18 protein-coding genes and 1 tRNA gene are annotated in these 19,038 nt (G+C 68.9%); 12 read left to right on the top strand and 7 right to left on the bottom strand.

Features of this window, described 5'->3' with window-relative positions; all coding sequences use genetic code 11:
• Position 1: 1 nt before the first annotated feature.
• The 5 genes from F1599_RS10860 to F1599_RS10880 form a co-directional block, all read right to left on the bottom strand.
• On the bottom strand, positions 2-859 hold the full coding sequence (locus F1599_RS10860) for an ABC transporter ATP-binding protein (RefSeq protein WP_150083080.1): 858 nt from the start codon (positions 857-859) through the stop codon (positions 2-4).
• On the bottom strand, positions 856-1,965 hold the full coding sequence (locus tag F1599_RS10865) for a branched-chain amino acid ABC transporter permease (protein WP_223819571.1): 1,110 nt from the start codon (positions 1,963-1,965) through the stop codon (positions 856-858). The genes F1599_RS10860 and F1599_RS10865 overlap by 4 nt, the downstream gene beginning before the upstream one ends.
• A gap of 4 nt (positions 1,966-1,969) precedes the next feature.
• Positions 1,970-2,836, bottom strand: a complete 867-nt coding sequence (locus F1599_RS10870) for a branched-chain amino acid ABC transporter permease (RefSeq protein WP_149318893.1) — start codon at positions 2,834-2,836, stop codon at positions 1,970-1,972.
• A gap of 114 nt (positions 2,837-2,950) precedes the next feature.
• Complete coding sequence (locus tag F1599_RS10875) at positions 2,951-4,144, bottom strand: ABC transporter substrate-binding protein (RefSeq protein ID WP_149318894.1); 1,194 nt, start codon at positions 4,142-4,144, stop codon at positions 2,951-2,953.
• Positions 4,145-4,488: 344 nt separating this feature from the next.
• A complete protein-coding gene (locus tag F1599_RS10880) occupies positions 4,489-6,162 on the bottom strand; it encodes a benzoate-CoA ligase family protein (protein WP_150083082.1) in 1,674 nt (557 codons plus the stop codon).
• 249 nt (positions 6,163-6,411) lie between these two features.
• Between F1599_RS10880 and F1599_RS10885 the strand changes: the two genes are divergently transcribed.
• The 12 genes from F1599_RS10885 (at position 6,412) to F1599_RS10940 (ending at position 17,149) form a co-directional block, all read left to right on the top strand.
• Positions 6,412-7,341: a helix-turn-helix transcriptional regulator gene (locus F1599_RS10885; protein WP_150083085.1), complete on the top strand. Its 930-nt coding sequence runs from the start codon at positions 6,412-6,414 to the stop codon at positions 7,339-7,341.
• Positions 7,342-7,672: 331 nt separating this feature from the next.
• On the top strand, positions 7,673-8,068 hold the full coding sequence (locus F1599_RS10890; RefSeq protein WP_370639503.1) for an antitoxin Xre/MbcA/ParS toxin-binding domain-containing protein: 396 nt from the start codon (positions 7,673-7,675) through the stop codon (positions 8,066-8,068).
• Positions 8,028-8,786: an RES family NAD+ phosphorylase gene (locus tag F1599_RS10895; protein ID WP_150083088.1), complete on the top strand. Its 759-nt coding sequence runs from the start codon at positions 8,028-8,030 to the stop codon at positions 8,784-8,786. The genes F1599_RS10890 and F1599_RS10895 overlap by 41 nt, the downstream gene beginning before the upstream one ends.
• Before the next feature lie 79 nt (positions 8,787-8,865).
• Positions 8,866-8,942, top strand: a tRNA-Met gene (locus tag F1599_RS10900).
• A gap of 188 nt (positions 8,943-9,130) precedes the next feature.
• Positions 9,131-9,715 carry an NUDIX hydrolase gene (locus F1599_RS10905; protein ID WP_053821981.1) on the top strand — a complete coding sequence of 195 codons (585 nt, stop codon included), beginning with the start codon at positions 9,131-9,133 and terminating at the stop codon, positions 9,713-9,715.
• 166 nt (positions 9,716-9,881) lie between these two features.
• On the top strand, positions 9,882-10,631 hold the full coding sequence (gene aat / locus F1599_RS10910; RefSeq protein ID WP_149318898.1) for a leucyl/phenylalanyl-tRNA--protein transferase: 750 nt from the start codon (positions 9,882-9,884) through the stop codon (positions 10,629-10,631).
• A gap of 46 nt (positions 10,632-10,677) precedes the next feature.
• A complete protein-coding gene (locus F1599_RS10915; RefSeq protein ID WP_149318899.1) occupies positions 10,678-11,430 on the top strand; it encodes an arginyltransferase in 753 nt (250 codons plus the stop codon).
• Between the two features lie 273 nt (positions 11,431-11,703).
• Positions 11,704-12,738 carry a quinone-dependent dihydroorotate dehydrogenase gene (locus F1599_RS10920; RefSeq protein WP_150083090.1) on the top strand — a complete coding sequence of 345 codons (1,035 nt, stop codon included), beginning with the start codon at positions 11,704-11,706 and terminating at the stop codon, positions 12,736-12,738.
• A gap of 142 nt (positions 12,739-12,880) precedes the next feature.
• Complete coding sequence (locus tag F1599_RS10925; protein WP_150083092.1) at positions 12,881-13,939, top strand: aldo/keto reductase; 1,059 nt, start codon at positions 12,881-12,883, stop codon at positions 13,937-13,939.
• 346 nt (positions 13,940-14,285) lie between these two features.
• On the top strand, positions 14,286-15,257 hold the full coding sequence (locus F1599_RS10930) for an ABC transporter substrate-binding protein (protein WP_150083094.1): 972 nt from the start codon (positions 14,286-14,288) through the stop codon (positions 15,255-15,257).
• 199 nt (positions 15,258-15,456) lie between these two features.
• Positions 15,457-16,353, top strand: a complete 897-nt coding sequence (locus tag F1599_RS10935; RefSeq protein ID WP_053821985.1) for an ABC transporter permease — start codon at positions 15,457-15,459, stop codon at positions 16,351-16,353.
• Between the two features lies 1 nt (position 16,354).
• Positions 16,355-17,149: an ABC transporter ATP-binding protein gene (locus F1599_RS10940; RefSeq protein ID WP_149318903.1), complete on the top strand. Its 795-nt coding sequence runs from the start codon at positions 16,355-16,357 to the stop codon at positions 17,147-17,149.
• 114 nt (positions 17,150-17,263) lie between these two features.
• On the opposite strand, the gene F1599_RS10945 is transcribed toward F1599_RS10940, so the two are convergent.
• Positions 17,264-17,500, bottom strand: coding sequence for a hypothetical protein (locus F1599_RS10945; RefSeq protein ID WP_149318957.1), 237 nt, complete (start codon positions 17,498-17,500; stop codon positions 17,264-17,266).
• 101 nt (positions 17,501-17,601) lie between these two features.
• Positions 17,602-19,014, bottom strand: coding sequence for a LutB/LldF family L-lactate oxidation iron-sulfur protein (locus F1599_RS10950; RefSeq protein ID WP_149318904.1), 1,413 nt, complete (start codon positions 19,012-19,014; stop codon positions 17,602-17,604).
• Positions 19,015-19,038: the final 24 nt, after the last annotated feature.

Genomic DNA, 19,038 nt, shown 5'->3' on the forward strand with positions numbered 1-19,038 from the left:
TTCACGCTGCGCACTCCTTGCGCGTGCCGGCGGCCGCGCCGGCGCCTGCGCCATGGGGATTGGCGTCGTCCGCGACATCGGCAAGCTCGCCGGCGCCCTCGTCGTCGCCCAGGTAGGCCTGCTGGACCTCGCGATTGGCCCGGATCGCGGCCGGTTCGCCCGAGGCGATCACCACGCCGTTGACCATCACGGTGATGCGGTCGGCGACCGCGAACACCGCGTCCATATCGTGCTCGACCAGCAGGATCGCGTGACCCTCGCGCAGGTCGCGCAGCAGCGCCAGCATGCGCGCCGATTCCTCGGCGCCCATGCCGGCCAGCGGCTCGTCGAGCAGCAGCGCCACCGGCTGCGTAGCGAGGCACATCGCGACCTCGAGCTGGCGCTTCTGGCCGTGCGACAGGGCCATGGCTGGCAGCGCCGCGCAATCCGCGAGACCGGCTCGTTCCATCGCCTCGTCGCCGAGCGCGCGCGCGGTGCGGCAGGACTGCGCGCTTTCCCACAGCCGCCAGGCACGCTGCGCGCGCGATTGCGCCGCGAGGCGGCAGTTCTCGCGCACGCTCAGTGGTGCGAACACGTTGTTGCGCTGATAGCTGCGTCCCACGCCGGCGCAGGCGAGCCGCGGCTGCGGCCAGCCGGTGACGTCGTTGCCGTGCAGGAACAGCTGGCCCGCGCTGGGCGCGAGCTCGCCCGACAGCAGATTGATCAGCGTCGACTTGCCGGCGCCGTTGGTGCCGATCACGGCGTGGATCTGATGCAGGTCCAACGCCAGATCGACGCCGGACACCGCGGTCAGGCCGCCGAAGCGGCGCGTCAGTCCGGCCGCGCGCAGCACCGGTTCGTTGCCATGGCGCGCGTTCATCGCCGCTCTCCCCGCATGTCGCTCACTTTGCCGCCCGCCTTGCCTTCGGCCCTGCCTCCGGCTCCGCGGCCCACGCCGCCACCCAGCCGGCGCCGCAACAGCGCGGCCAATCCGACCAGTCCGCCCGGCAGCAGCGCCACCGCGGCGATGATGAAGCCGCCCATCAGCAGCTGCCAGTGCTTGGTCAGCGTGCTGAACCATTCGGCCAGCAGCACGAAGGAAAACGCGCCGATCACCGCGCCCGCCAGGCTGCCGACGCCGCCCAGGATCACCATCAGCATCGCGTTGCCCGACTGGTGCCACGACGCGATCTCCGGATTGACGAAGCCGAACTGGATCGCATACAGATAGCCCGCCAGCCCGGCGAACGCACCGCCGGCGACGAAGGCGCCAAGCTGGTAGCGGTAGGTGGCGAAGCCGGCCGCGCGCATGCGCTGCTCGTTGTGGCGGATGCCGATCAGCGCGTGGCCGAAGCGCGAGCGCAGCACCATCGCCAGCGCCGCCACGGTGAAGATCAGCGCGCCCAGCACCAGCCAGTAGAAATGCACGGGATCGTCGATGCCGAGCGGACGCGCGCCGAACACGCCGAACTCGGGCCGGAAATAGATATAGGTGCCATCGCTGCCGCCCGCGATCTTGGTGTCGTGGAAGATGAAGTACACCATCTGCGCGAAGGCCAGCGTGACCATGATGAAGTAGATGCCGCGCGTGCGCAGCACCAGCATGCCGACCAGCAGCGCCAGTACCGACGCCGCCGCGACCGCCGCCACCAGCAGCCACCAGCCATTGCCCGGCTCGGACTGCGGCGCCAGCATCGCGGTCGCATAGGCCGCGGTGGCGAAGTACGCCGCGTGGCCCAGGCTGACCAGCCCCGTATAGCCGATCAGCAGCTGCAGCGACAGCGCGAAGATCGCCATGATCATGACCTTGCTGAGCAGGTCGATGTAGAACTTGTTGCCCTCGCCGCCCAGCGCGAGCGGCAGCGCCGCCAGCACCGCGAAGGCGATCGCCCACGCCAGCGTGGTCCAGCGCAGGTTGGCGCGCCGCTGCAGGTCGAAGGCCGCGCCGATGTCGGCGCCGAGATCGGTCGGAGGTGTCGATGCCATCGCGCTAGCCCGCCTTGAACAGGCCCTGGGGTTTCCAGAGCAGAATGATCGCCATCAGCAGATAGACCAGCACGCCCGCCGCCTCCTGCCAGAAGACCTTGCCGAAGGTATCGACGAAGCCGAGCAGCAGCGCGGCGACCATCGCTCCCTTGACCGAGCCGATGCCGCCGATCACCACCACCACGAAACAGACGATCAGCACCTGGCTGCCCATGCCGGGATAGACCGACGACACCGGCGCGGCGATCATGCCGGCCAGCACCGCCAGCGCGACGCCGAGCGCGAACACCAGCCGGTACAGCCGGCCGATGTTGACGCCCAGCGACTGCACCATCTCGCGATTGCTGGCGCCCGCGCGGATCGTCATGCCCAGCCGCGTGCGGCGGATCACGTAGTACATCGCCGCGGCCACCAGCAGGCACACCGCCGAGATGAACAGCCGGTAGACCGGATAGGTCATCTCGTTGCCGATCGGCAGCGCGCCGTCGAGCAGCGGGGGCACCGGCACGCCATGCACGTCGTCGCCGACCAGGATGCTGCGCATCTCCTCGAACACCAGGATCAGTCCATAGGTCATCAGCACCTGCTGCAGGTGGTCGCGTTCGTACAGATAGCTGAAGAACACCCACTCGAGCAGATAGCCGAACGCGACCGCCAGCACGATGCCCAGCGGCAGCGCGATGAACAGGCTGCCGGTCATGCTGGCCAGCGTGAAGGCCAGATAGGCGCCCAGCATGTAGAAGCTGCCGTGGGCGAGATTGATCACGCCCATGATGCCGAAGATCAGCGTCAGGCCGCTGGCGACCAGGAACAGCAGCAGGCCGTACTGCACGCTGTTCAGGCACTGGATCAGGAAGGAGACGAGGTCCATGCGAGGCGATCGGTCGTTGACGGGGCCGCGGCCGGCGCGAGCCGGTATGCCGCGGCCGTTAAGGCATGCAGGAGCCAGGCGATCGAGTGGCCGACTGGCGCGGTCAGCCCCACATTACAGGCGGCAGCCGCGCGCCGGATCGGCCAGCGCCTTCACCGCGATGCCGCTGACCTTGTTCTCGCGCCCCTCGACCTTGCGCAGATAGAAGTCCTGCACCGGATTGTGGGCGCGCGACAGCGTGAAGGTGCCGCGCGGGCTGTCGATGCGCGCCGCGGCGATCGCCTTGTAGACGTCCGCCTTGCGGCTCATGTCGCCCTTGACCGCGCTGGCGCCGGCGGCCAGCATCTGCGCGGCGTCGTAGCCCTGCACCGCATAGACATCGGGCTGCAGCTTGTAAGCCTTCGCATAATTGAGCCGGAACTGCTTGTCGCGCGGATTCTGCAGGCCGTCGGCGTAGTGCAGCGTGGTCTCCAGGCCTTGCGCGGCGGCGCCCTGCGCCTCGAGCGTGCCGTCGGTCAGGAAGCCCGACGCATACAGCGGAATCTTGTCCTTCAGGCCCGCCGCGGCCCAGTCCTTGACGAACTTGACCGCGCCGCCGCCGGCGAAGAAGACGAACACGGCATCGGGCTTGAGCGAGGCGATCTCGGTGATCTGCGCCTGGAATTCGACGTTGGGGAACGGCAGGCTCAGTTCCTTGACGATCTTGCCGCCCTTGGCCTCGAACGCCTCCTTGAAGCCGCGCACCGACTGCTCGCCGGCCGCGTACTTCCACGTCAGCGTGACGACCCGCTTCATGCCGCGTTCGGCCACCACCTGGCCCATCGCATAGCCGGGCTGCCAGTTCGAGAACGAGGAGCGGAAGATGTTGGGCCCGCACAGCGGACCGGTGGCCTCGTCGGCCCCGGCGTTCGGGATGATCAGCAGCGTGTTGCTTTCCTTGGCGACCTTGACGATGCCCATCTGCACGCCCGAGTGCACGGTGCCGACCACCACGTCGACCTGGTCGCGCTTGACCAACTTGTTGGCGTTCTCGGGCGCCTTGGCCGGATCCGATTCATCGTCGACCTTGAAGTACTCGACCTCGCGCCCGCCCAGCCGGCCGCCCTGCTCCTGCACGTACATGCGGAAGCCGTTCTCGATCGCCGTGCCGAGCGCCGCGTAGGTGCCGGTGTAGGGCAGCATGAAGCCGACCTTGATCTTGCCGGCCGCCGCGGATGGCGCGGGCTGCCCCGTGGCGGCGCCCGCCAGCGTCAGCGCGGCGACGGCAACACAGGCCGGCGCCAGGCGGCGCGAGATGAAGCGATGCATGGATGTCTCCTCCTGGTGGTTCAGCGGGTCGCTCGCGCGACGGTGCGACGGCGTCCGTTCCATTGCGCCATGCCTGCCCGCCGAGACCGCGTGGTTGCTTGCGAAGTTGCATGCGGCGCGGCCTGCGGTCGGGCGTGGCATCGCGGCGGTGCGGCGCCAATTATTTTAGGTTTGAAGTTTTCGCCGTTATAAACCCCGCCATGGATGGCGTCAATGCAGTGGAACCCGGCGCCGCGGCCACAAAGGCTGGCGGGCCCCCGGGGCTATCGAAGCGACCGGGCCGACCGGCTCGCGCCCGAGTGTAATGACGCGCGGGCCGCGGGGATATCGCGGCTTACCCTGTCTCATGGCGCGGATGGCGACGGAACGGCGCCCGCCGCGTCGGTCGCGGACGTGCGCGCCTGCTCCGCGTCGGTCGCGCCCTCGCGTGCCTGCCGCTCGCGCTGCCGCAGGCGGAAGCGCTGGATCTTGCCGGTCGCGGTCTTGGGCAGCTCGGCCACGCATTCGATCCGGCGCGGATACTTGTACGGCGCCAGGCTGCTCTTGACGAAGGCCTGCAGCTCGGCCTCCATGCCGTCGTGCCATTCGTGGCCGGGACGCAGCACCACGTAGGCCTTGGGCTTGACCAGACGGTCGGCGTCCTCGACGCCGATCACCGCCGCCTCCAGCACCGCGGGATGGCGCGCCAGCGCCGCCTCGACCTCGAATGGCGAGACATAGATGCCGCCGACCTTCAGCATGTCGTCGCTGCGCCCGGCATAGACGTAGTAACCGTCCGCATCGCACAGATACTTGTCGCCGCTGCGGGTCCATTCGCCGACGAAGGTATCGCGGGTCTTGTCGCGATTGCCCCAGTACATCAGCGCGGCCGACGGCCCCTTGATGTACAGGTCGCCGATCTCGCCGGGCGCGCAGGGCTGGCCGGCGTCGTCCAGCAGTTTCAGCTCGTAGCCGGGCACCGCCTTGCCGGTAGTGCCGTAGCGGACGTCGCCGGGACGATTCGACAGGAAGATGTGCAGCATCTCGGTCGAGCCGATGCCGTCGAGGATGTCGCAGCCGAAATGGGCGCGGAACCGCTCGCCGATATCGCGCGGCAGCGCCTCGCCCGCGGAGGTACAGACGCGCAGCGCGACCGCTTCGCGCGCCGGCAGGTCGGGGGCGGCCAGCATGCCGGCAAACAGCGTCGGCACGCCACAGAACACCGTCGGCCGCTGCCCGGTCAGGCGGCGGAACACCGCCTGCGGCGTCGGCCGCTCGGCCATCAGCACCGTGGTGGCGCCGACCGACAGCGGAAAGGTCAAGGCGTTGCCGAGCCCGTAGGCGAAGAACAGCTTGGCGGCGGAGAACACCACGTCGTCCTCGCGCAGGCCCAGCACCTGGCGGGCATACAGGTCGGCGGTATGGAACAGGTTGCCGTGGGTATGGACGGTGCCCTTGGGCCGGCCGGTCGAGCCCGATGAATAGAGCCAGAACGCCATGTGGTCCGGTCCGGTGGCCGCAGGGTGCGCCAGCGGCGTACCGCTGCCGGCCAGCCCCGCCACGGTCGCCGCCGCGGGCGCCTCGCCTTGCGGCAGGTGTCCATCGTCGGGCAGCGGCGCCGCGACGATCCACAGCGGCTCGACCCCGGCGCGCTGCGCCGCCTCGCGCAGGGCCGGCAGCAGCGGCGCGGACACCACGGCGGCACGCGCGCCGCTGTGTTCGAGCATGTAGGCGTAATCGTCCACCGTCAGCAGCGTATTGACGGCAACCGGCACCACGCCGGCCAGCAGGCAGCCGAGAAACGCCACGGGGAAATCGATGGTGTCGAGCGCGCACAGCAGCAGCCGCTCCTCGGGCCGCAGCCCGGCCGCCAGCAGCGCGCCGGCGAAGCCTCGGCTGCGCGCATCGAGCTCGGCGTAGGTCAGCGTCGCGGTGTCGTCGCGATAGGCCAGCTTGTCGCCCCGGCCGGCATCCAGATTGCGCGACAGCAGATCGGCGGCGGCGTTGTAGCGCGCCGGCAAAGCGGTCGGGGACGTCATGTCTCACTCCTTGGGCGGCCCGAAGGCGGCCTCTTGTCGGCCGTTGGTGCACGCCCCGGCGGCAATTTGCGGCGGCACCTTATCGTTGTTGATGCATTTTATTGCACATCGACTAAGATGCAAGCTCAGGAATGCACTATATGGCAGCGAAAAAGGCTTGGGGTGAACCCGGGGTATGCCGCCCATGTGCCCTATAATGCCGCACCCAGCGCCAGTCGCTGCTTCCCTCCTTCCCAACCCTTGCCCGCCATGCGCCGCGCCACCGAAGCCACTGCGCCTTTGTCCGACGCCGAGCCCCGCCACCCCGGCGAGCGCGATCCGTACCTGACCCAGCTGGGCGAGCGCATCCGCTCGCTGCGCGCGGCCCGCGGCATGTCGCGCAAGGATCTGGCGCGCGGGGCCGGGGTCTCGGAGCGCTATCTGGCCAATCTCGAAACCGGTACCGGCAACGCCTCCGTGCTGCTGTTGCGGCAGGTGGCGGCCGCGCTGAACGTGCCGCTGCCGGTGGTGCTGGCCGAGGCCGACGGCGGCAACGGCGCGCGCGCCGCCGAGTTCGGCCAGCTTCTGCAATGGCTCGCGCAACTGCCGCCCGCCGATCTGGCCCGCGTGCGCGAGGCCTGCCGCAATGCCCTCGCACCGTCCGCCCCCTTCGACGCGCGCCATCAGCGAATCGCGCTGATCGGCCTGCGCGGCGCCGGCAAATCGACGCTGGGCCGGGCGCTGGCCGCGGCGCGCGAGTTGCCCTTCGTCGAGCTGAACGGCGCGATCGAACAGGAGGCCGGCGCCACGCTGTCGGAAATCCATTCGCTGTACGGCCAGGCCGCCTACCGCCGCTACGAACTGCGCGCGCTGGAACGCGTGCTGCGCGAGCATGAGCGGCTGGTGCTGGCGACGCCGGGCAGCCTGGTGTCCGAGCCGGCCACGTTCAATCTGCTGCTCGCCAACTGCTACACGGTGTGGGTCAAGACCTCGCCGGAGGAACACATGGCGCGCGTGGTCGCCCAGGGCGACATGCGGCCGATGCAGGGCAACAGCGAGGCGATGGCCGACCTGCGCCGCATCCTGCAGGCCCGCACGCCGCTCTACGCGCGCGCCGACGCGGTGATCGACACCAGCGGGCAGAGTCTGGACGCGTCGCTGCAGGCGCTGCAGACGGTGCTGCAGGACGCCGGCGCCTGAGCCACGGCCGCGGCCGCGGGCCGGTTTGCGCCGGCGCCGAGCTACCGGCCTCGGCGGCCGTTGCGCCGGCACCTGAGCCACGGCCCCGGCGGTCGGTTCGCACTATATTTCATCGCCGTGCTGCCCCTTCCCGGCAGCCGGGTGTACGCGCGGTTTGCTTCGCCGCGGGAACGGCCCCGGAACGGCCCAGGAATGGCCCTGGAACCGCCCCGGGGAACGGCGCCGGAAAGGCGGCGGTCGAACGGGCGTACGCAAGGAATCCCCGCAAAAGTGGTTTTCCTGCTTCCCTTGCGAAACAAGTGGCCTATAATGTTTCCAAGGAAACAGGAGCATGGCGATGCAGACCAAGCAACTTCGGCAGCAGCTTCCCGCCGGGGCCCCGGATGCCGGGGCAACCCTGACCAAGGCCGTGATGCGCGCGGCCGGCTTCCTCGGTATCAGCCAGGCCGTGGTCGCCAGCGTGCTGGGCATCAGCACGGCCTCCGTCTCGCGCATGGCCTCGGGCCACTACGTGCTGGACAACCACCGCAAGGAATGGGAGTTCGGCGTGCTGTTCGTGCGCCTGTTCCGCTCCCTCGATGCCATCCTCGGGCATGGCGACCAGGCCCGGCTATGGCTGGCCAATGACAATCTCGCGCTGGGCGGCAAGCCGCTCGAACTGATCCGTACTACCGAAGGCCTGGTTCGTGTCGTTCACTACCTGGACGCCACCCGCGGTCGCATCTGAGCGCAAGCCGTTTGCGCTCACGTTGTGGCGGGCGGTGGAAGCCCAGCATGTGGTTTCCACGATGCCGCTGGTCGACAGCCTCGAAGAGCAGGCTGTGCTGGAGGCCGTGCTCGATGCCGGCAAACCGGCGGTTCCCTCCTACGCCCGCCATCTGCACTACCTGCTGTTCACGCCGTTCCGCTATCCGCCGTCGCCGTGGGGCTCGCGCTTTCGCGCGGCGCACGATCCGGGCGTGTTCTACGGCGCGGACGAGATCCGCACCGCCTGCGCGGAGCTGGGCTACTGGCGCTGGCGCTTCCTGCGCGACAGTCCCGCACTGCCGCGCATCGATGCGCGCGCGCAGACGCTGTTCCAGGTCGGCGTGCGCACCGACGGCGTCGCGCTGGACGAGGCGCCGTTCGCGCGCGATGCCGCGCAATGGCAGGACCCGGTCCACTACGAGGGCTGCCAGGCCTTCGCCCGCGTCGCCCGCGAGGCCGGGCTCGGGCTGATCCGCTACCGCTCGGTGCGCGATCCCGGCCAGGGCCATTGCGCCGCCGTGCTGACGCCGCTGGCCTTCTCCTCGCCCGCGCCGCTGGTCACCACCACGTGGATGCTGACGGTGCGGCCCGACCGCGTGATCTGGCAACGCGACGATCTGCTGCAACGCGAGAATTTCGAGTTCGAGGCGGTGCTGTGGGAACGCCCGAACGGCAATGCGGCCCCTGCAAGCGCTTGAAATGCGGCCCACGATACTTTCGCTCATATCTCCTGTTGCATTGCGAAAGCGCTTGCCCTATAATCACTTCTTCGACGGACGCGGGGTGGAGCAGTCTGGCAGCTCGTCGGGCTCATAACCCGAAGGTCGCAGGTTCAAATCCTGCCCCCGCAACCAACCGATCGAAACAGCAAAAAGAACCCAGCAAAAAGCAGCCGCCCCGATTCACCGGGCGGCTTTTTTGTTTCTGCGTGCTTTCCGCAGTTCGCTGCCGCTCATTCGAGCGTGCGCCAGGGTCACGGCTCCACGGTCGTGCCGCCTCAGGGCCGGTGATAAACTGCGCCCATTCCTCCCGGACCGAATCCATGAAATTCTGCTCGAACTGCGGCCATGCGGTCGTGCTGCGCATCCCCGATGGCGACAACCGGCCGCGCCATCTCTGCGATCAATGCGGCACCATCCATTACGTCAATCCGCGCAATGTGGTCGGCACGGTTCCGGTCTGGGAAGACAAGATCCTGCTGTGCAAGCGCGCGATCGAGCCGCGCTACGGCTTCTGGACGCTGCCGGCCGGCTTCATGGAGATCGGCGAGACCACCGCCCAGGCCGCCGCCCGCGAAACGCTGGAGGAAGCCGGCGCGCGCGTGCAGATCGGCGAGCTGTTCTCGATGCTGAACGTGCCGCACGTGCATCAGGTCCATCTGTTCTATCTGGCCAGGCTGGAAGACCTCGATATCGCGCCGGGCGAGGAAAGCCTCGAGGTCAAGCTGGTCGACGAGGCGGACGTACCCTGGGACGAGTTGGCCTTCCCCACCGTGATCCACACGCTGCGCTGCTTTTTCGCCGACCGTGCGGCCGGGCGTATCGCGGATGGCAGCTTCCGGCTGCATACGCTCGATATCGACAAGCCGATGCGCCCGCTGGCGGCGCGCGCGACGGTGGAGCCCTGAACGCGCGGGCCGCCTTCCGGGCCGCCTTCCGAGCCCCCCCTCAGCGCCGCATGCAGAGCCAACATCCACGCTGCCACCGCGCCACCTCCGTGACGATCGCGCTCCCCGCCCCGTTCAACCGCGCCTTCCACCGCGCCCTCGCCCGCGCCCTCGCCTCCTCTCGCGCATGATCGCCTGGCTCGACCCGCACGATCCGTTTCCCCCGGTCGATGCCGCGCTGGGCCCCGACTCCGAAGCCCCCGGCCTGCTGGCCGCGAGCCGCGATCTGACCCCGCAGCGCCTGCTGCTGGCCTACCGCCACGGCATCTTTCCCTGGTACGCGCAGGGCCAGCCGGTGCTGTGGTGGAGCACCGATCCGCGCATGGTGCTCGATCCCACCGCGCTGCGGGTCTCGCTGAGCCTGCGCAAGACGCTCAAGCGCGTGCTGCGCGAGGACGACTGGCAGATCCGCGTGGACGACGATTTCGAATCGGTGATGCGCGCCTGCGCCGAGACCCCGCGCGCGGGGCAGCACGGCACGTGGATCACGCCGGAGATCGTCGAGGCCTACGGCGCGCTGCACGCGCGCGGCATGGCCCATTCGGTCGAGACCTGGTATCGCGGCGAGCGCGTCGGCGGGCTGTACGGCGTCGCGCTGGGCCGCATGTTCTACGGCGAGTCGATGTTCGCGCGCCGCACCGACGCCTCGAAAATCGCGCTGGCGGCGCTGTGCGGCTTCCTCGCCGGCCACGGGGTGACGATGATAGACTGCCAGCAGGAAACCGAGCACCTCGCCTCGCTGGGCGCGCGGCCGATTCCGCGCAGCGAGTTCGTCGCGCATCTGCGCACGGCGACCGCGCAGCCGCAGATCGTGCCGTGGCGGTTCGACAAGACGGTGCTCGAATGGTGGACACGGGCGCGCCAGGCCGAGCGCTAGCGCCCCGCGCTCCGACCGCGGCAGCACCCGACGGCAGCATCCGATCATGAGCAAGCTCAAGGAATTGCCCCTTTCCGCGCTGCAGTTCTATGCAACGGCGCCCTACGCTTGCAGCTATCTCGAAGGCCGCATGGCCCGCTCGCAGGTGGCCACCCCCGCGCACCTGATCAATGCCGACGTCTATTCCCGCCTGGTGCGCGCCGGCTTCCGGCGCAGCGGCGTCTTCACCTACCGCCCCTATTGCGACGATTGCCATGCCTGCACGCCGTGCCGGCTCGCGGTCGACCAGTTCGAGCCGGACCGCAGCCAGCGCCGCGCCTGGCAGCGCCACCGCCATCTGCAGGCGCTGGTCGCGCCGCTGACCTACGTCGAGGAACACTACGCGCTGTATCTGCGCTACCAGTCGATGCGGCACGCCGGCGGCGGCATGGACCAGGACAGCCGCGACCAGTACGAGCAGTTCCTGCTGCAGAGCCGCGTCAATTCGCGGCTGGTCGAATTCCGCGATCCGCCCGACGCCGCCGAGCCCGGCAAGCTGCGCATGGTCAGCATGATCGACGTGCTCGACGACGGCCTGTCGTCGGTCTACACCTTCTACGATCCGCTGCAGCCCAAGACCAGCTACGGCACCTACAACATCCTGTGGCAGATCGAGCAGACCCGCGAACTGGGCCTGCCGCATCTGTACCTCGGCTACTGGATCGCCAACAGCCGCAAGATGGCCTACAAGGCGCGCTTCCAGCCGCTGCAGGTGCTGGTCGGCAACCAGTGGCGGCCGTTCGAGTCCGAGGGCGCCTGAGCGCGCGGCTCGGCACGCGCATTACGCCCTCGCGCTCTACCGCGCGATCCACGGCCGCGCATCACCGCTTCACCGCTTCAGGGCGTCACCACGGTATCTACCCCCGCGCCGGCCTCCCCGGCGCCGCAAGCGCCGCTGCCGTTACAATATCGCCCTGACCGCGCCGCCACCCGCCCGCGGTGCATCGCCGGACCCGCCCCGCCGCTCTCCGCTTGGTCGCCCGTGGCCGCCCGGCCTCCGATTCCCTGCCCCGACTCCCTGCCGATTTCCGCCGTGCTCAACGCGCTCTATCCCCTGTTTCGTCCCGCCCTGTTCTCGATGGACGCCGAGGACGCCCACCATCTGACCCTCGACAACCTGCGCCGCGCGCAACGCCTTGGACTGGCCGGCTGCCTCGGCAACCGCATCGAAGACGATCCGCGCACCGTGATGGGCGTGCGCTTCCCGAATCCGGTCGGACTGGCGGCGGGCCTGGACAAGGACGGCGCCTATATCGACGGCCTGGCCGCGTTCGGCTTCGGCTTTATCGAGGTCGGCACGGTGACGCCGCGCCCGCAGCCCGGCAATCCGCGCCCGCGCATGTTCCGGCTGCCGAAGGCCGAGGCGCTGATCAACCGGATGGGCTTCAACAACGGCGGCGTCGACGCCTTCGTCGCCAACGTCAACGCGTCGCGCTGGAAGGCCGAGGGCGGCGTGCTCGGGCTGAACATCGGCAAGAACGCCGATACGCCGATCGAGCGCGCGGTCGACGACTACCTGTATTGCCTGGAACGCGTCTATCCGCACGCGAGCTACGTCACCGTCAACATCTCGTCGCCGAACACCAAGAACCTGCGGCAACTGCAGGGCGCCAGCGAGCTGGACGGCCTGCTGTCGGCGCTGAAGACCGCGCAGCAGCGGCTGGCCGACCAGCATCGCCGCTACGTGCCGCTGGCGCTGAAGATCGCGCCGGACCTCGACGCCGACCAGATCGGCAATATCGGCGACGCGCTGGTGCGCCACCGGATCGACGGCGTGATCGCCACCAACACGACGATCTCGCGCGAGGCGGTCAAGGGCCTGCCGCATGCCGAGGAAGCCGGCGGCCTGTCGGGCCGGCCGGTGTTCGATGCGTCCACCGCGGTGGTGCGCGCGCTGCGCGCGGTGGTCGGCGACGCGCTGCCGATCATCGGCGTCGGCGGCATCTTCGACGGCGCGCAGGCGCGCGCCAAGATCGACGCGGGCGCGCAGCTGGTGCAGCTCTACACCGGGCTGATCTACCGCGGCCCGGCGCTGGTCAAGGAATGCGCGGCCGCGCTGCGCGCTTGATACGGGCTCGATAGGCGCTCGATACGCGCTTGATGCGGGATCGACGCGCAACATGATGAACGCTTGATGCGGGATGGATGTCGGATGGATCTCGGATGGATACACCGCTTCCTTTCCTCCCGCCCCATATAGAGGAACACGCATGGAAACGATCCGACTAGGCCAGAGCGATTTGCAGGTCTCGCGCATCTGCCTCGGCACGATGACCTTCGGCGAACAGAACACCGAGGCCGAAGGCCACCAGCAGCTGGACTATGCGCTGTCGCGCGGCATCAACTTCATCGACACCGCCGAGATGTACCCGGTCAAGCCGCGCGCCGAGACCTATGGCCGCACCGAGCAGATCGTCGGCAGCTGGCTCAAGCGCCAGCCGCGCGACCGCATCGTGCTGGCCACCAAGGTCGCCGGCCCGGCGCGCATGCCGTGGATCCGCAACGGCGGCGACCTGACGCCGCAGAGCATCCGCGCCGCGGTCGACGAATCGCTCAAGCGCCTGCAGACCGACTACATCGACCTGTACCAGATCCACTGGCCGGCACGCAACGCGCCGATCTTCGGCCAGAAGCAGTTCGACCCGTCGCGCGAGCGCGCCTGCACCAGCATCGCCGCGCAGCTCGATGCAATGGCCCAGCTGGTGCGCGCCGGCAAGATCCGCCATGTCGGCGTGTCGAACGAAACGCCGTGGGGCATCGCCGAATTCGTCAAGCAGGCCGAATTGCACGGGCTGCCGCGCATCGCCACCGTGCAGAACCCCTACAACCTGGTCAATCGCAGCTTCGAGCAGGGCCTGGACGAGGCCTGCTACCGCACCGGCGTCAGCCTGCTGATCTACAGCCCGCTCGCCTTCGGCCAGCTGACCGGCAAGTATCTGCGCGCGAACGCCTCCCAGCCGACCTTCGATCCGTCGGCGGCTGGCCGGCTGACGCGCTTCCCCGCGGACTGGAGCCCGCGCTACATGCGGCCCGAAACGCTGGCGGCCAGCGCCCGCTACGTCGAGCTGGCGCGCGCGCACGGCCTGTCGCCGGCCACGCTGGCGCTGGCCTGGTGCTACTCGCGCTGGTTCGCGCACAGCACCATCATCGGCGCGACCACGCTGGCGCAGCTGCAGGAGAACATCGACGCCTGGGGCGTGCAGCTGCCGGAAGAGGTGCTCGCCGGCATCGAGCGGATCCATGCCGAGATCCACAACCCGGCGCAATGACCGCGCAATGACCGCGCATTGAAGGCGCATTGACGGCGCATTGACGGCGCATTGACGGCGCAGCAAGGACGCAACGAGGGCGCGGCAAGGGCGCGGCAAGGGCGCAATAACGGGCAACAACAGGGCAATGAATCCGCAGCGAAACCCGACCTCGGTGGGGGTCCCGCACCGCGCCGCAACAGGGCACCGCGGGCCGGGGAAATGGTATCCTCGCGGGCTTGACGCCGCCCCCGTTGGCGGTGCGCGAACCACGCGCGCCAGCCGGCGATCCACTGGAACCACCGAGGCAGAGGGGCGGCCGACCCAACCGAAACCCACAACCAAATATTCGAGGGGAGATTCGACCATGACCATGCTGAAAACTTCGACCAAGACCTTGCTCGCCGGCGCCGTCGCGCTGGCCCTGCTGCACGGCGGCGCGGTGAACGCGCAGACCGTCAAGGTGCTCTCGATCGTCGATCACCCCGCGCTGGACGCGATCCGCGACGGCGTGCGCGCCGAACTGAAGTCGGCCGGCTACGACGCCGACAAGAACCTGAAGTGGGAATACCAGAGCGCCCAGGGCAATACCGGCACCGCCGCGCAGATCGCCCGCAAGTTCGTCGGCGACCAGCCCAACGCGATCGTCGCCATCGCGACGCCGGCCGCGCAGGCCGTGGTGGCCTCGACCAAGACCGTGCCGGTCGTCTACTCGGGCGTCACCGACCCGGTCGCCGCGCAACTGGTCAAGGGCTGGCAGGCCAGCGGCACCAATGTGACCGGCGTGTCCGACAAGCTGCCGCTGGACAAGCAGGTCGCGCTGATCAAGCGCGTGGTGCCCAAGGCCAAGACGGTCGGCATGGTCTACAACCCGGGCGAGGCCAACTCGGTCGTTGTCGTCAAGGAACTGAAGTCGCTGCTGGCCAAGGAAGGCCTGACGCTGAAGGAAGCCGCCGCGCCGCGTACCGTCGATATCGGTCCGGCCGCGAAGAGCCTGGTCGGCAAGGTCGACGTGATCTACACGAATACCGACAACAACGTGGTGTCGTCCTACGAGGCGCTGGTCAAGGTCGCCAACGAATCGAAGGTGCCGCTGGTCGCTGCCGATACCGACAGCGTCAAGCGCGGCGCGATCGCGGCGCTGGGCATCAACTACGGCGACCTGGGCGTGCAGACCGGCAAGATCGTCGTGCGCATCCTGAAGGGCGAGAAGCCGGGCGCGATCCCGTCCGAGACCAGCGACAAGCTGGAGCTGTTCGTCAACACGACGGCCGCCGAGAAGCAAGGCGTGACGCTGTCGCAGGACCTGATCAAGGAAGCCAAGCAGGTCATCAAGTAATGACGCAGTGACGACCCGCCGCCCGGCTGCCGGCATGCCGTGCAGCGGGCGACGGGCCGGCGCCACGCCCTACCGGGCCGCGCGCCGACGCCGCTGGTTGCACCCTGCGGCCCGCCCAGGCGCATGATCCGCCGGCGGCGTCCGCGCCAGTCAGCACGCCCGGCCACCGGCGGGCGCGCATACCGCAACAGGATTCACCATGTCCCTCTTCTCCCTTCTGGGCGCGCTGGAGATCGGCCTGATCTTCAGCCTGGTCGCCCTCGGGGTGCTGATCTCCTTCCGCATCCTCAATTTCCCCGATCTGACCGTCGATGGCAGCTTTCCGCTGGGCGGCGCCGTCGCGGCCACGCTGATCGCCATGGGCCAGGACCCGTTCCTCGCCACCGCGCTCGCCATCGTCGCCGGCGCGATCGCCGGGCTGATCACCGGCTGGCTCAATGTCCGGCTCAAGATCATGGATCTGTTGGCGTCGATCCTGATGATGATCGCGCTGTACTCGATCAACCTGCGCATCATGGGCAGGCCCAATGTGCCGCTGATCACCGAGCCGACGATGTTCACGGTGCTGCAGCCGGAATGGCTGCCCGACTTCATGCTGCGCCCGCTGGTGCTGGTGGTGATCGTGATCGTGGCCAAGCTCGGCCTGGACTGGTTCTTCTCGTCGCAACTCGGGCTGGCGATGCGGGCGACCGGCGCCAATCCGCGCATGGCGCGCGCGCAGGGCATCGCCACCGGCCGCGCCACGCTGGCCGGCATGGCGCTGTCGAACGCGCTGGTCGCGCTGGCCGGCGCGCTGTTCGCGCAGACCCAGGGCGGCTCCGACATCTCGATGGGCATCGGCACCATCGTCATCGGCCTGGCCGCGGTGATCATCGGCGAGACCATCCTGCCGGCCCGCCGGCTGGTGCTGACGACGCTGGCCGTGGTGCTTGGCGCGATCCTGTACCGCTTCTTCATCGCGCTGGCGCTGAACAGCGATTTCATCGGCCTGAAGGCACAGGACCTGAACCTGGTCACCGCGCTGCTGGTGACGGTCGCGCTGGTGCTGCCGGCCACGCGCAAGAAGCTGTTCGGCCGCAAGGCGAATGGAGGCTGACATGCTGCGCGCACAAGACCTGAAGCTGACCTTCAACCCCGGCACGCCGATCGAGACGCGCGCGCTGCGCGGACTGAGCCTGGAGATTCCGTCGGGCCAGTTCGTCGCCGTGATCGGCTCGAACGGCGCCGGCAAGTCGACCTTCCTGAACGCCATCAGCGGCGACCAGATGGTGGACGCCGGCTCCATCACGATCGACGGCAACGACGTCACGCGCAAGCCCGCCTGGGACCGCGCGCCGCTGGTCGCCCGCGTGTTCCAGGACCCGATGGCGGGCACCTGCGAAGCGCTGACGATCGAGGAAAACATGGCGCTGGCGATGGCGCGCGGTTCGCGCCGGGGCTTCCGCCCTGCGCTGAACCGTTCGTCGCGCGAGCTGTTCCGCGAGAAGCTGCGGCTGCTGAACCTGGGGCTGGAAAACCGGCTGACCGACCGCATCGGCCTGCTGTCCGGCGGCCAGCGCCAGGCGGTCAGCCTGCTGATGGCGTCGCTGCAGCCCTCGCGCATCCTGCTGCTGGATGAGCACACCGCGGCGCTGGACCCGAAGACCGCGGCCTTCGTGCTCGAGCTGACGGCCCGCATCGTCGAGGAAAACAAGCTGACCACGATGATGGTGACCCACAGCATGCGGCAGGCGCTGGACTACGGCCAGCGCACCGTGATGCTGCACCAGGGCCAGGTGGTGCTCGACGTGTCGGGCGAGGAACGCAAGGGCCTCGACGTGCCGGACCTGCTGCGCATGTTCGAGCGCAGCCGGCACGAGCAGCTGGACGACGACGCGCTGCTGCTGAGCTGATTCGTCGCCTGCTTCGCCATGCAAGAACCCCGGCCTCGGCCGGGGTTTTTTGCTTGTTTGGGTTTCTGCCTGGGTTTCTGCGTAGCTGCTGCGTGGCTATGTGGGTGGGGTGGCTCAGGCGGTCGCCGCCTTCGCCAGCCATCGCTCCAGCTGGTCCGTCACCGCGGTGCTGGAGAACGAGCAGCTGTCCTGCGCGAATACCGCCGACATCTCGAGCCGGCGCAGCAGTTCCTCCATCGCCTGGCCGAACACCGGCGGCAGCGTCAGTGCCGGGGCCTGTTCGCGCCAGGCGCGCACCAGGGCCTCGGCGGGCAACGCCCCGGCACGATGGCGGTCCAGCGCATCGCGCATGGCGCGCAGCGGCGCCTGATTCGCGTGATTGCTTGCGTGATCCGCCACGTGATGGCTCGGATCGGCCTGATTGCCCCGATGGGATGGCTTCGCCGGTTCGCTCATGCCTTCGCCCTCCTTTCCTTGTAGAGGTCGCGGAAGGTTCGGCCGCTCGGTGCCGGCATGTCCCGCGTATCGGTCCAGCCCCGGCCGCCGAGCGGCAGCTTGCCGATGCGTCCGTCGTTGCGGCCCATGCGCGCCAGCAGGCCTGCGCCGAGCCGCGTCGCCAGCGCGTACAGGCCCGGCCGCTTGGCGACATAGCCCCAGGCGCGCAGCGCCCAGCGCTCCTGCCAGGGCCGCATGCCGCGCTCCATCTGCTTCTCGCGCAGCTTGCGCAGCAGGTCAGACAGCGGGATCGACGCCGGACAGACGCGGTTGCACTCGCCGCACAGCGTGGCCGCCTGCGGCAGGTCGATGGCATTGCCCAGGCCCACATAGCTGGGCGTCAGCACGCTGCCCATCGGACCCGGATAGACCCAGCCATAGGCGTGGCCGCCGATCTTCTGGTAGACCGGGCAGTGGTTCATGCAGGCGCCGCAGCGGATGCAGCGCAGCATCTCCTGGAAGTCGCCGCCGATCAGGCCGGTGCGGCCGCCATCGACCAGCACGAAGTACATATGCTCCGGGCCATCCTGCTCGCCAGGCGCGCGCGGGCCGGTCAACAGCGAGAAATAGTTCGAGATCGCCTGGCCGGTGGCCGAACGCGGCAGCAGCCGCATCACGGTGGCCAGGTCCTCCAGCGTCGGCAGCACCTTCTCGATGCCGGTGACGGCCACGTGGACGCGCGGCATCACGGTACACATGCCCTCGTTGCCCTCGTTGGTCACCACCGCCACCGAGCCGGTTTCCGCGATCAGGAAGTTGCCGCCGGTCACGCCCATATCGGCCGACAGGAACTCCGGGCGCAGCACCTCGCGGGCTTCGCGGGTCATGTCGGGGATCTCGGTCAGCCGCGGCTTCTGGTGGACCCTGGCGAACAGATCGGCGATCTCGTCCTTGTCCTTGTGCACCACCGGCGCAATGATGTGCGACGGCGGCTCGGCGTCGTTGATCTGCAGGATGTATTCGCCCAGATCGGTCTCGATGCTCTGCACGCCCAGCTCGCCGAGCACCTCGTTGAGCCGCATCTCCTCGGTCACCATCGACTTGCTCTTGATGACCTTGCGCACGCCGTGGCGCTGCGCGATCTCGCCAACCAGCCGTGCCGCGTCGGCGGTCGTCTCGGCGAACAGTACCGTGGCGCCGCGGCGCGTGGCGTTCTCCTCGAAGGTCGCCAGCCAGACGTCGAGGTTGGCCAGTGCACGGTCGCGGCGCTCCTTCAGCGCCTCGCGCGTGGCGGCGAAGTCGATGTCCTCGATCGCCGCCGCGCGCGCGGTGACGAACTTGGTCGACAGCTTCTTCAGGTTCTGCTGCAGGCGCTGGTCGGCCAGCTTCTGGCCGGCGCGCGCCTTGAATTCCATGCTGTGGACTTGCATGCGTGGGGGCCTCTTGCGGGATGC

Source organism: Cupriavidus cauae (genome assembly GCF_008632125.1).
Lineage (GTDB): Bacteria > Pseudomonadota > Gammaproteobacteria > Burkholderiales > Burkholderiaceae > Cupriavidus > Cupriavidus cauae.